The 12,879-nt window shown below is 57.2% G+C and carries 14 protein-coding genes; 7 read left to right on the forward strand and 7 right to left on the reverse strand.

Annotated features, from left to right (window positions below; translation table 11 throughout):
• Positions 1 to 310 precede the first annotated feature (310 nt).
• The 7 genes from ABRP64_RS07175 (at position 311) to ABRP64_RS07205 (ending at position 8,092) form a co-directional block, all read left to right on the forward strand.
• Positions 311 to 682 carry a hypothetical protein gene (locus ABRP64_RS07175; RefSeq protein WP_284770791.1) on the forward strand — a complete coding sequence of 124 codons (372 nt, stop codon included), beginning with the start codon at positions 311 to 313 and terminating at the stop codon, positions 680 to 682.
• Between the two features lie 91 nt (positions 683 to 773).
• Positions 774 to 3,293: an aminopeptidase N gene (gene pepN, locus ABRP64_RS07180; protein WP_284770790.1), complete on the forward strand. Its 2,520-nt coding sequence runs from the start codon at positions 774 to 776 to the stop codon at positions 3,291 to 3,293.
• A 93-nt stretch (positions 3,294 to 3,386) separates the two neighbouring features.
• Entirely contained in the window at positions 3,387 to 3,935 is a 549-nt protein-coding gene (locus ABRP64_RS07185) for an RNA polymerase sigma factor (protein WP_005275963.1), read from the forward strand.
• A 132-nt stretch (positions 3,936 to 4,067) separates the two neighbouring features.
• Positions 4,068 to 4,994, forward strand: coding sequence for a thioredoxin-disulfide reductase (gene trxB, locus ABRP64_RS07190; protein WP_005275966.1), 927 nt, complete (start codon positions 4,068 to 4,070; stop codon positions 4,992 to 4,994).
• Positions 4,995 to 5,001: 7 nt separating this feature from the next.
• On the forward strand, positions 5,002 to 5,325 hold the full coding sequence (trxA, locus tag ABRP64_RS07195) for a thioredoxin (protein ID WP_005280453.1): 324 nt from the start codon (positions 5,002 to 5,004) through the stop codon (positions 5,323 to 5,325).
• An 82-nt stretch (positions 5,326 to 5,407) separates the two neighbouring features.
• Complete coding sequence (locus ABRP64_RS07200; protein WP_349865977.1) at positions 5,408 to 6,589, forward strand: N-acetylmuramoyl-L-alanine amidase; 1,182 nt, start codon at positions 5,408 to 5,410, stop codon at positions 6,587 to 6,589.
• A 141-nt stretch (positions 6,590 to 6,730) separates the two neighbouring features.
• A complete protein-coding gene (locus tag ABRP64_RS07205) occupies positions 6,731 to 8,092 on the forward strand; it encodes an MFS transporter (RefSeq protein ID WP_284770787.1) in 1,362 nt (453 codons plus the stop codon).
• 75 nt (positions 8,093 to 8,167) lie between these two features.
• Here the strand turns inward: ABRP64_RS07205 and ABRP64_RS07210 are convergent, their stop codons facing one another.
• From ABRP64_RS07210 to rpmH, 7 genes are read right to left on the reverse strand one after another with little or no spacing between them, the layout of a single operon-like run.
• A complete protein-coding gene (locus ABRP64_RS07210; protein WP_349865979.1) occupies positions 8,168 to 9,208 on the reverse strand; it encodes a ParB/RepB/Spo0J family partition protein in 1,041 nt (346 codons plus the stop codon).
• Between the two features lie 6 nt (positions 9,209 to 9,214).
• On the reverse strand, positions 9,215 to 10,063 hold the full coding sequence (locus tag ABRP64_RS07215) for a ParA family protein (protein WP_023024597.1): 849 nt from the start codon (positions 10,061 to 10,063) through the stop codon (positions 9,215 to 9,217).
• A 10-nt stretch (positions 10,064 to 10,073) separates the two neighbouring features.
• Complete coding sequence (gene rsmG, locus ABRP64_RS07220) at positions 10,074 to 10,673, reverse strand: 16S rRNA (guanine(527)-N(7))-methyltransferase RsmG (RefSeq protein WP_034659477.1); 600 nt, start codon at positions 10,671 to 10,673, stop codon at positions 10,074 to 10,076.
• 33 nt (positions 10,674 to 10,706) lie between these two features.
• On the reverse strand, positions 10,707 to 11,690 hold the full coding sequence (gene yidC / locus ABRP64_RS07225; protein ID WP_284785355.1) for a membrane protein insertase YidC: 984 nt from the start codon (positions 11,688 to 11,690) through the stop codon (positions 10,707 to 10,709).
• Positions 11,691 to 11,703: 13 nt separating this feature from the next.
• Positions 11,704 to 11,985: a membrane protein insertion efficiency factor YidD gene (gene yidD, locus ABRP64_RS07230; RefSeq protein ID WP_349839157.1), complete on the reverse strand. Its 282-nt coding sequence runs from the start codon at positions 11,983 to 11,985 to the stop codon at positions 11,704 to 11,706.
• Positions 11,973 to 12,353, reverse strand: a complete 381-nt coding sequence (gene rnpA / locus ABRP64_RS07235) for a ribonuclease P protein component (protein WP_034653281.1) — start codon at positions 12,351 to 12,353, stop codon at positions 11,973 to 11,975. The genes yidD and rnpA overlap by 13 nt, the downstream gene beginning before the upstream one ends.
• Before the next feature lie 3 nt (positions 12,354 to 12,356).
• A complete protein-coding gene (rpmH, locus tag ABRP64_RS07240; protein WP_005275994.1) occupies positions 12,357 to 12,500 on the reverse strand; it encodes a 50S ribosomal protein L34 in 144 nt (47 codons plus the stop codon).
• Positions 12,501 to 12,879: the final 379 nt, after the last annotated feature.

The following is a 12,879-nucleotide window of genomic DNA, read 5'->3' on the forward strand; positions in this document are numbered from 1 at the left end:
ACTTCGTACTCTCAAAGAAAACTACTCCCCACTAGTCGGTAACTGATTTCTCAGTCCAACTAATGGGGAGCAGTTCATCGCCGCCCGGCCGCGGGCTTTAGTCATATTCCCTGCCCAAGGCTTTCAAGCCTGCGCCCGCGCTAGGGTGGCACGGGCCCATACCAGAGCAAACTCACCCTTCCTCTGCTCCTAGCATGCAATAATGATGGTGTACACCTCCCTTAGGTACGCGGATTTGATGTGTGAGTCTGCGCCTACGCGAATGATCGAGCAGATCTTGATTGCCGGGACGAGACGCAAGGAGAACACCATGAAAAAGGCCACTACTTCACGGGGCCTCACCTACGCATCGCTGGGGATATTAGCGTTCTCCTCGTCTCTGTGGGCTATGTACATGCAAGACAATGCATTTGCGATTATTGGCCTGCTTTGTGGAACGGCGGTCACCGCGTGGCAGATTCATCACTATAAGGCGACGATTCCACTTGCCGTTGATTCCATTGCGATAACTTTCGGGATTGTGTCAGCTGTGGGCTTTGCGCTCAGGGAGAGCCTTTCAAGTTCCGCAATGGCATCGTTTAGCTATGCCACGGCTGGCGCATTGATCGTATACCTTATTTTCGCTATTGATCGTATACCTTATTTTCGCTGCTATCGCGATTATCGAATCTCGGGAAAGTGAGAGCTGAGCCCGGCAGCACAACACTCCATTTATCGTTTTCACATCCGATATCTCGTTAAATCTCTCACTGCGGTAACTATAGTTTCTAACTATGACGACACAACGCGATAAAACCCAGCACGAGCTGCTTCAGGAGCGCGCCGCAGCAGTAGACCTGTGGGCATACCACCTGCACCTGGACTTATCTCAGGTGAAGGAAAGCCCCACGTTCGGCGCGACGAGCCGCATAGAGCTCACCACCACCGAGCCCGAGCTTTTCGTGGACTACTTGGGAGAATCGGTAGAGCAGGTAACGGTTAACGGTCAGGCGCAGGACGTCGATTTTGATGGCAGCCTTATCCGCCTCCACGGGCTACCGGTGGGGGAGGAGCTGACGATTGAGGTCACTGGCGCCTCGCGCTACTCGCGCACGGGCCAGGGTTTGCACCGCATGCACGACCAGGCCGATGACGCGACCTATCTGTACTCTCACCTCGAGCCTTCCGATGCCCGCCGCATCTTCCCCTGCTTTGAGCAGCCGGACCTCAAGGCGCCGTTCCACGTCACCATGACCGCGCCGAAGGACTGGCAGATCCTCTCCAACCAGCCGGAGGCTGAGCGCGAGGAGCACGGGGACAATGCTACGGTCCGTTTTGCGCCCACCCCGCCGCTTTCTACATACCTCACCTCTTTTGCGGCTGGGCCATATAAGTATCAGGAGCGCACCTGGATCTCGCCGGATGGAGGTCACTCCGCGCAGCTGCGCGCCTTTGCCCGCGCCTCCATGTTTGAGTATTTAGACGAGGAAATCCTGGAGCTTACCGCGCAGGGCATGGACTATTTCCACGAGAACTTCGGCTTTGCCTACCCTTGGGGCAAGTACGATTCCATCTTCGTTCCGGAATATAACCTCGGCGCGATGGAGAACCCGGGCCTGGTGACCTTCACGGAAAGCTATATCTTCCGCTCTAAGGCCACGCGCAGCCAGAAGGCCGCTCGCGCAAATACCATTTTGCACGAGATGTCCCACATGTGGTTCGGCGATCTTGTCACCCCGCAGTGGTGGGACGACCTCTGGCTCAAGGAGTCCTTTGCCGAGTTCATGGGCGCCGATGCCTCCGTGCACGCCACCGCCTACGAAGAGGCCTGGGTCAACTTCGCCGGCCAGCGCAAAAACTGGGCTTACCTGCAGGATCAGCTTCCCACCACACACCCCATCAAGGCCGAGATCCCAGACGTGGATGCCGCGCGCCAGAATTTCGATGGCATTACCTATGCCAAGGGCGCGGCGGTGCTCAAGCAGCTCGTGCACTACGTGGGACGCGATCACTTTTACGCGGGTGCGCGGGATTACTTCCAGGAGCATGCGTTTGCCGCGGCCACCTTCGATGACCTGCTCACGGCCCTGAAAAAGCACACTGACCGTGACCTCGATTCCTGGTCAAAGGCGTGGCTGCGCACCTGGGGTCCGGACACCCTCACCCCGGAGCTGCACACGGAGGGAGAGAAGATTACCGAGCTCGCGGTGAACGCCGAGGCCGAGGATACGACCCGCCCGCACCGCCTGAGCGTGGCGCTTTTTGATGCCCGCCTGAACAAGTACCGCGAGTTCGACATCGACCTTCCCACCGGTGGTCACCGCACCATCGTGGATGAGGCAGCGGGGGAGAAGGCCCCGGCATTGCTGCTGCTTAACGATGCCGACCACACCTACACCAAGGTCCGTTTCGACGATGCTTCGCTTGCCACCATCAAAGATCACCTCTCCGAGGTCCAGGATGGGCTCAGCCGCGCGGTCATCTGGACCTCGCTGTGGAACCTCACCAGGGACGGGGAGTGGACTGCGGAGGAGTACGTGGGGGTCGTCGCCAAGCACGCGCCCGCAGAGACCAATGCCACGCTGCTGACCACCGCCTACGGCAATGCGCACTTTGCCATCCAGCACTATGTGGCCGAAGACCGCCGCGAACAGGTGCGCGCCGAATTCGCCGATGCGCTGTGGGAACAGCTCGGCACTGCGGATCCAGGCTCCGATGCGCAGCTCATTCTGGCCCGCACCGCCATTGCCGCGCTGGCCGCAACGCCTAAGGCCTCCGGAACCGAGCGCCTGCGTGACCTGCTCGCTGGCACGGTGGAGGGCCTGCGCCTCGATCCGCAAATCCGCTGGTCCATCCTGCGCGCCCTGGCCGCCCGCGACGCCGTCGAACTGGCTGAGCTGAAAGCAGAAAAGCAGCGCGATAATACGCTGACCGGCGCCGCCGAATTCTTGGGCGCTAGCCACGCCTTCCCCACGCCGGAGACCAAGCGGGCCGCCTTCGATAGCGCGCTGACGCCAGAGGAATATTCCAATGCGGAGGTCGATGCCCTGCTGGCAGGCTTCAATGCCCCACGCTCGGCAAAGCTGCAAGAAGATTTCGCCGAAGAGTTCTTCCGCCGCGTCGAAGACATCTGGGATAACCACCCGATAGAGATAGCCAACCGGCTGATCCGCGGCCTCTACCCGGAATCTTCCATGGCGGAGTCCGCTACCACGGATCTCCTGCACAAGGATCTGCCGGGTGCGCTGCGTCGCGTGCTTCTGGAGTGCCGCGACCACCTGCGCCGCACCCTGCGTGTGCGCGCCCAACAATAGAAGGTCAATAAACTGTACCGCCGCCGGTTAGCGCCGGCGTTCTCCTCGGGTCACAATTGCTTTAACACTTGTTGATCCGGGGGGAATCTACAGATGCCATTAAGTCCTGACCACAGCGACGAAGAATTAGTTGATGCTTTTATCGAGGGGGATAATAAAGCCTTTTCCGCCATCGTGGAACGCCACCGCAAGCGGCTGACCACCGTGGCGCGGCGGTATACAAGGAATGAATACGATGCGCAGGATGTCGTGCAAGAAGCCTTCCTGCGCGCTAGCTGCAATCTGCATAACTACCGGCGGGAATCGGCCTTAAGCACGTGGCTACACCGCCTGGTGAAAAACACCGGCTACGACTATTTAAATCACCGGGCTAATAGGGAAAACGCCTCGCTCGATAGCGATGATTTTGCCGATGATCGCAATCCACTGCTGGCGCATAACCCATCTGAAAACCTTGCCGAGCAGCTCGTCGTCCGCGAGGCCATGGAGCTTTTAAGGCAAGACCAGCGCGAAGCCCTCATGCTTACCGATGTCGCCGGGTTCCGCGTCAACGAGGTCGCCACCGCCCAGGGCGTAAAGCCCGGGACCGTTAAATCTCGCCGGGCACGCGCCCGGGAGGTACTGCGCGAAGCCATCGGTTAACTACATCTCGATATCGCATCATTCTTGCATCAATTTCGCTGCGGCGAGCCTTTGCAATATGAACGATTCGCAATCTGGCGGGTAGACTCTTGACGTTACGCAAAATGACACTGTGATTTTAGGGAGTTAGCAATGACCGTCCACGATGTTGCCATCGTAGGTTCCGGACCTGCCGGTTATACCGCCGCGCTTTATGCCGCTCGTGCTGAACTCAGCCCCATTGTATTCGAGGGATTTGAATACGGTGGCGAATTAATGAACACCACCGAGGTGGAGAACTACCCAGGCTTCCAAAAGGGCATCATGGGCCCAGAGCTCATGGAAGAAATGCGCGCACAGTCAATCCGCTTTGGTGCGGATCTGCGCATGGAAGTCGTCGACTCCGTCGAGTTGGAGGGCGATATTAAAAAGCTCCACGTGGGCGACGAGGTTTTTGAAGCCCGCACGGTAATCCTCGCCACCGGCGCCGCACCACGCCACCTTGGCATTCCCGGCGAAGAAGAGCTCTCCGGCCGCGGTGTTTCTACCTGCGCTACGTGCGATGGCTTCTTCTTCAAGGGCCACAATATCGCCGTCATCGGCGGCGGCGATTCCGCTATGGAGGAAGCTACCTTCCTGACTAAGTTCGCGGAGTCTGTCACCATTGTGAACCGCTCCGAAAACTTCCGCGCCTCCAAGATCATGTTGGACCGCGCCCAGGAGAACGAGCAGATTAAGTGGGAAACCAATAAGGTTGTCGAGCGCGTGCTTGAAGATGACGGCAAGGTCGGCGGCCTAGAGCTCAAGGACGTTGAGACTGGGGAAACCTCCACCTTGGACGTGACCGCCATGTTCGTTGCCATTGGCCACGATCCGCGTTCGTCCTTCCTCAACGGCCAGGTCAAGCTCAATGACAATGGTTACGTTGAGGTTGACCAGCCCTCTACTAAGACCTCTCTGCCTGGCGTTTTCGCTTGCGGTGACTTGGTAGATGACCACTATCAGCAGGCCATCACCGCTGCAGGTTCCGGCTGCCGCGCTGCCATGGATGCGGAACAATTCTTGGCTGCAAACCGTTAGATTCAGTATGAGTAACGTCAAAAAGGTAACCACTGAAACATTCCGTTCTGATGTCATCGAGGCGGATAAACCCGTCGTCGTGGACTTCTGGGCGGAATGGTGCGGGCCATGCAAGAAGCTGTCTCCGATCTTGGAAGAGGTCGCAGATGAGCTCGACGGTGAAGTCACCATCGCCCAGGTCAACGTCGATGAAGAACGAAACCTCGGCGCCATGTTCCAAATCATGTCCATTCCAAATGTATTGATTTTCAACAACGGCGAAAAGGTCGACGAGTTTGTGGGCCTGCGTTCTAAAGATGACATCGTGGCGCAAGTGAAAAAGCAGCTATAGCTGTTACTCTTGTTACTAAAGTTACCGAGTAGGAAATCTGCCATGCGGCCTAAAGTCCTAGGCCGTGGAAGGGGTGAAAGGCGTGAATCGCGTTCTTCGGGTTGGTGATTCAAGTGTGCGCGTAGCAGAAGCTCGCGCCACCTTGGCTCGCCTTGGCCTCTTATCAGATTTCACGGGCGAACTCTCTGCCTGGAAAAAGCAGAAGTACTCCGAGACTGATAAGACCTTTGATGCCGATCTCGCTGAAGTGCTCAAGGCATTCCAGCAATCGCGCGGCATCCTCCCAACGGGAGAGATCGACGATCTCACCCTGCGCGAATTGCGCCAAGCCTCTTATACCCTGGGCAGCCGCGTATTGAGCTATGAACCCACCAACCCATTGGTGGGCGATGACATTTCGCAATTGCAGCAACAACTGCAAGAGCTCGGTTTCTATCAAGATCGCGTCGATGGTCATTTTGGCTGCAATACCCACGCTGCCTTAACCGAATACCAGCACAATTGCGGGCTGCAGGAAGACGGCGTGTGTGGACCGGCTACCATTCGCGCGCTCAGCTTGCTCGGCCGCCGCATCACCGGCGGTTCGGCGCACAATATTTTGGAGCGCGAGCGTGTGCGCAATGCTGGTCCAAAGTTGGCGGGCAAGCGCGTGGTCATTGACCCTGCACTAAGTGGCCGGGACTCCGGCTTCACGGTCAAGGGCCGTTTTGGTGATATTTCTGAGCAAGAAATCCTCTGGGATCTCACCCAACGCATCGAAGGCCGAATGATCGCCGCCGGCATGGAAACCATTATTTCGCGCCCCCGCACCGATGATGCGGACGTGCAATCCCGTGCCGAGCTAGCCAATGCCTTTGATGCCGATATGGTCATCTCTTTGGCGTGCGATTCTTATCCCAACGAGAAGGCCCACGGCGTAGCCACGTTCTACTTTGGTTCCGAATCCGGAAACTCCTCACTCATTGGTGAAACCCTTTCCGGCTTCATCCAGCGTGAAATCGTGGCGCGCACCGATCTGCAGGACTGTTCTAACCACGGCCGCACCTGGGATCTTTTGCGCCTGACGCAGATGCCGGTTGTTCAGATCTTTTTGGGTTACCTCACCAATCCTGAGGACGTCAAAATTCTTACCAACCCGAAGCGCCGTGACGATATTGCAGAAGCAATCGTTATCGCCGTCAAGCGCATGTACCTCATGGAGCAGGACACCGCCATTACCGGTACCTACAAATTCTCCGAGCTTCTTCAAGCGGAGCAGGCTTAGCCTGCACAAGCTGGAGCGCACAGAGCGGACTTAATCACTGGCCGCTGCGCAAGATTAACTGCGTTATCTTGCACCAATAGAATTCATTCGATTAGTATCAGTCCAAGCTATTGATATCTACTAATTGAATGGATTCCTATAATGGGCAGCTCAACCTCCGCCCCAATTTCCAGAAAAGAAACGCGCCGCGTAGTAGCTGCCACCACAATCGGAACCGCGATTGAATGGTACGACTACTTTCTCTATGCCGCCGTCGCCGGCCTAGTTTTTAACCAGGTAATGTTCGGCCCCTTAGAAGGTGGGGTAGCCAGCATCGTCTCCTTCGCCTCCGTGGGCCTATCCTTCCTTTTTCGCCCACTTGGCGCCTTCCTAGCGGGCCATTTTGGTGACCGTCTTGGCCGCCGCCTCGTCCTCATGGTCACCCTTTTTGCCATGGGTGGGGCCACCACTTTAATTGGCCTCCTGCCTACCTACGATACGGCGGGAGTATGGGCTCCCATCCTGTTGATTTTCCTCCGCATCATTCAAGGCATCTCTGCCGGGGGAGAATGGGGTTCCGCGGTACTGCTTGCAGTTGAACACGCTCCCAACGATAAGCGCGGCCTCTTTGGCGCTGGGCCACAGATCGGAGTCCCCATCGGCCTGCTGATGTCCTCTGGCGTGCTTTCCATCATGAATATCATCGCCCCAGGGGATGCCTTCCTTGAATGGGGTTGGCGCGTGCCGTTCTTGCTTTCCTTCGTCCTAGTCATCATTGGCTATGCCATCCGCATCGGCGTGGATGAGTCACCGGTCTTTCAAGAGATCTCAGATAATAAGAAACGCGAGGCGGCAAACCCCATTGGTATCTTGTTCAAGCGCTATTTTCCGCTTGTCCTCGTCGCGGCCCTAGTTTTTGCAGGTAACGGCACCGTGGGCTATATGACCACCGGTGGCTATATCCAAAATTACGCCACCAACCCCGAGGGTCCGGTCTCGCTCGCGCGTGGCGATGTCCTCAATGCCGTCACGCTATCGGCCTTCACGTGGCTCATCTTTACGCTTTTCGCTGGCTGGTTATCGGATTATATCGGGCGCCGCACGACGTATCTCGTCGGATTTGTCATTCAAGCGATCGGCGCTGCGGCCCTTTTCCCGCTGGTTAATACGGCGTCCCTGGGATTGCTTTATTCCGCCCTCATCTTCCTGACGGTTGGGCTCGGCTTAACCTACGGTGCGCAATCTGCCATGTATACAGAGCTTTTCCCAGCATCCATTCGCGCTTCGGGCGTATCGATTACCTATGCCATCGGCTCCGTTCTCGGCGGTGCCTTCGCCCCGATGATCGCGGCTTCGTTGGTAGAAGCAACGGGCACGACCTTTGCGGTATCCGTCTATCTTGTCTCCGCAAGCATCGTCGGATTTATTGCAGCCCTGCTCCTGCGCGAGCGCAAGGGCATTCCGCTTGGCGCCGAACATGAGGAAGAACAAGCCAAGGGCCACTTCATCTTTTCTAAAAAATAGTGCCCTCGCTCTAAAGAGGAGGGCACTAACTTTGCGAATGTGGCAGGCAGCTGGGGAACCTGCCACAGGAGCAGATTATTTATCCCGCTCCATCAGCGCCATGATGCGCTCGAAATCTTCCTGGTCGCCGAATTCTACGACCATTTTGCCCTTGCGCTTGCCCATGGTCACGGTGACCTTAGTATCGAAGCGATCCGAGAGGCGCTCTGCCGACTCGGTGAAAAATTGCGGCTGTGGTACCTGGGACTTCTTCTTATTCTCCGCGGGTTTCCCGTCGCGCTTATATAGCGTCACGGCTTCCTCGGTGGCACGCACGGACAAGCCCTCCGAAATTACCCGGTCCGCGATGTAGTCCATCGCTTCCTTATCGTCGAGGCCCAAGATAGCGCGCGCATGACCGGCCGAAAGGGTGCCTGCAGCGACTCGCTTCTGCACGTCCACCGGCAACCGCAGCAGGCGGAGCATATTGGTCACCTGCGGGCGCGAGCGGCCAATGCGGTCCGCTAATTCGTTCTGGGTTACTCCGAACTCTTCCAAGAGCTGCTGATAAGCGTGTGCCTCTTCCAAAGGGTTGAGTTGGACGCGGTGGATGTTTTCCAGCAGGGCATCGCGCAGCAGGTTGTCATCTTTGGTGTCGCGCACGATGGCTGGGATGGTGGCCAAGCCAGCCTTGGAGGAGGCTCGCCAACGACGCTCACCCATGATGAGCTCGAATCCGCCCTCCTCGGAGGGGCGGACGACGACCGGCTGCAGGAGGCCGAACTCGCGGATGGAGTGAACCAGCTCGCTGAGCTCATCCTCATCAAAAACGGTGCGCGGCTGCTTGGGGTTGGGGACGATTTCCCCCACGGAAATCTCGCGGTAAGTCGCACCGATTGCCGCCGGCGTAGCTTGCCGTTTCTTGGAGGACTTGGACCCAGAGCCCTGTTGGATGGTGGGAGCACCCTTTACGCGCTTCTCGCCGCGTGCCTTGCGCTCACTACTTCCCGTGGAATTTCCCAAGATAATATCTGCGGCGGAATCACCCAGCCGTGGTTTGCGGGTGGGTGCGTCGGGGCCGGACGGGATGAGAGCGGCTAGGCCTTTGCCTAGGCCACCTTGCTTTTGTTCTGCCATGAAATCCTATCCTTCCAATTCCGCATAAATTTCGGGGCTCACGCCAATCGCTCCCGTGGTGGGATGCGGGCGATAATCACCGCGCCTGTTGAGCTCGCGAGCCGCGGCGAGATACGCCCGTGCGCCGGTGGACGAAGGGGCGTAATCAATCACCGTGGTCCCGTAACCAGGCGCCTCTGAGACGCGCACTGAACGCGGGATGACGTTGCCCATGACAACGGCGCCAAATTGCTCGCGGACGTTATCGGCCACATCCTCGGCCAAACGTGTACGTGCATCATACATGGTAAGGAGCACCGCAGAGATATGCAGATCTTCATTGAGGTGCTCGCGAATCATGGTGATATTGCCCAGTAACTGGCCCACGCCCTCCAGTGCGTAGTACTCGCACTGGATAGGGATGATGACTTCCTCCGCACACGTCATGGCATTGATCGTCAGCAAACCCAAAGATGGCGGGCAATCAATAAAGACGTATTCAAAGCCGTGTTCTTCTAGGAACCCGTTATGGAGGGCATCGTAAAGCCGAAACTCGCGGCGCACGAGAGATACCATCTCAATTTCCGCACCGGCAAGATCGATGGTCGCGGGGATGCAATAAAGGTTGGAATTATGCGGGGAAGCCTGCATGGCCTTTTCCGCAGTGCAATCGCCCAAGAGCAATTCATAGCTGGAATCGGTTCCTGAGCTATGTTCCGCGCCCATGGCGGTCGATGCGTTTCCCTGGGGGTCAAGGTCAATGACCAATACCTTCTTGCCTTCAGTAGCAAGGGCTGCGGCCAAGTTGGCGGCGGAGGTGGTTTTACCTACGCCGCCCTTCTGGTTAGCAATAGTGATAAGGCGCGGATTAGTCATGCCGTCTACTTTAGTTCACGCGCGGGACACGGATAATCGTGGTTCCGTGAACGGTCGTGACCTCGGCTTTTCCGCCGCCGGCCTTCTTAATATCCGCGGCATCGCGCTCCAGCTCTTCGTGTACAGAAGAGCCCTTCAGCGCGATCATTTCCCCGCCTTTGCGTACTAGGGGAAGAGACCACTTTGCCAGCTTTCCCAGGGGAGCAACTGCACGGGAGGTCACCACGTCCGCGCCGGCCACTGCCTTTTTAATGGGTCCTTCTTCGGCGCGCCCGCGCAACACGGTGACGTTATCTAATCCCAGCTTTTCGGTTACCTCGTTGAGGTAGTTATAGCGCTTCAAAAGCGGCTCAATGAGCGTGATGTGCAGATCGGGACGAGCGATGGCCAGCGGGATGCCGGGCAATCCGGCACCAGAGCCGACATCGATAACCGTGGCGCCTTCCGGAATAACTTGTTCAATAACGGCGCAGTTTAAGATGTGGCGCTCCCACAGCCGCGGTACCTCGCGCGGGCCGATAAAACCACGAGTGGACCCGTCTGTAGCGAGCGAATCGTGGTATTCCTGCGCGAGCGGCAGGCGGGAGCCAAATACTGCAGACGGGTCCATCTCGGACACTATGAGAATCTCCTCAGTAGCTGTTTAGTTGTCGTTCTTCCGCTGTTTCTTGGTGCGGTTGTCTTTCTTGCGAGCGCCAGGCTTTGGAGCGGTAGTGCGCTTAGCTTCAATCTTAGCGGCCTCTTCCTCTTCTTCTTCGCGGTCCATCTTGCCGTAGATGATGCGGGTCTGGAAGAAGGTCCACACGGTGTTGGACAGCATGTAGAACAACAAACCGATGGGCCAGATGAAGCCGGAGAAGATCAGCATTGCGGGCATGACCCACAGCATCATCTTGGACATCATGGCCATCTGCTGCTGCATCATTTCCGCATTCTGGCCCTGCGGGGCGGAAGTTTTGCCCTGGGCGCGGCGCTTTTCTTGGCGGTTCAGGCTCATGCGCGCGTTGAAGTGCATCAGCACCACAATGACGGCAATCATCGGCACAATGATGAACGCCGCCTGGGTGGTGGTGGTAACGCCTTCCACCAAGGGCGAGTTCAGGCGGAGGTTCGTAACCAGCGGAACGCCAAAGATCTTGGCGTCCAAGAACTGCTGAACGAGCTCCGGCTTGAAGATGTAGTTCGCGGTATTGGCGTTGGCCTCAATGGACATCGGCTCGCCGCTGGGGTGTCCAATGCCGCCGGCTACAGAAACCGTGCGGTCGAACGAGCGCAGCACGTGGAAAAGACCAATGAACATTGGAATCTGTACCAAGACCGGAAGGCAGCCGGCCATCGGGCGAACGCCAGATTCCTTATAGACCTTTTGCATTTCCTGTGCAGCTCGAGCCTGATCCTTGCCGTACTTCGCGCGGATTTCCTGCACCTTAGGCTGGATTTCCTGCATCTTGCGCGAAGAGCGAATCTGGCTCACGGTGGGCTTGACCATGAGCGCCTTCAGCGTCCAGGTCAGCAGCACGATGGCCAAAATCCACGTAATGCCCCACGCGGGATCCATTACGAGGGATAGCAGCCAGTGCCAGAACCATAAAACGGCCGAAATTGGCCAGTAAATGAAATTAAGCACGAGTGTTTAATCCTCAGTTGTTGTTGGTGACCGGTCCCGGGACTGGATCGAATCCGCCCGGATGCCAGGGCCCACATTTGCACACCCTAGCCATTGCCATCGCCGTACCTTTAAGCGCGCCGTGTTTGGACAACGCCTCTAAGGCATAAGCACTGCATGTCGGTTCGAACCGACAGGTTGATACCATCTTAAGGCCCGAGACATGCTTTTGGTAGAAACGAACCGCTTTAACCAGCGGTGCAGCCAGTCCGGAGGCTGCGGGAATTTCTTCCCCACGGGTATTTAAATATCCCATTGTTTGCGCAGCGCCTTAGTAATATCTTTTTCTAATTGCTCACTGGTAGCGGTCGCACTTGCAGGTAGCGCACGAATCACTACATCCACGCCCGCTGGAAGCTTGGGGATGAGCGTCATGCACACATGGCGAAGCCGCCGGGAGGTGCGGTGGCGTACCACTGCATTCCCGACGGCTTTAGAAACAATGAGGCCGAATCGCGGCCCGGTGGCCGCGATCTCGGCCGGATTGCCCATGGTGCCATTGGAATTCGCACTCATAGTATCGCGCGCATGCACGACGACGGTGCGAGTGCCCTGCCGGCGACTGCCCTTCATCGTCCGTCGAAATTGCGGCGGCGATGTGAGCTTGTGGTGGGCTGGCAGCATGACTTATGCGGACAGCTTTGCGCGGCCCTTCTTGCGGCGAGCGGCCACAATTGCACGACCGGAGCGGGTGCTCATGCGAGTACGGAAACCGTGCTTACGTGCACGGCGACGGTTGTTCGGCTGGAACGTGCGCTTACCCTTTGCCACGTCAATTCTCCTTGAAGTTGTACGTGGACATACTGCCGCCACAAAACGGCAGCACATCCACTGATGAATGGATTCCATGAACCTGACGCGTCACTGTTATCTAAACGCTCGGCGAGCTCTGGTAAGCCCTGCCAGTGCGAAGTGACACTGTCCTGTTCACGCGCAACTCTCTGTTGCAATAGACCATGCCAGATTACGTGATTTAAACCGCCGGAAACAAATCGACACTCGGGTACACCCGAAATTACATAAGTGTTTTTTCCTGCAGCTAGAAGGCCAGTTTTGGCGCTCATGCTGCGGCTAATCCTTCGCACCGCAATGGTCTATAGCCGCCTGCATTTTAAGTATAAATCTTCCGTTAGACACACCCGCCTTCGCG

The organism is Corynebacterium sp. KPL4015 (assembly GCF_040225725.1).
GTDB lineage: Bacteria > Actinomycetota > Actinomycetes > Mycobacteriales > Mycobacteriaceae > Corynebacterium > Corynebacterium rhinophilum.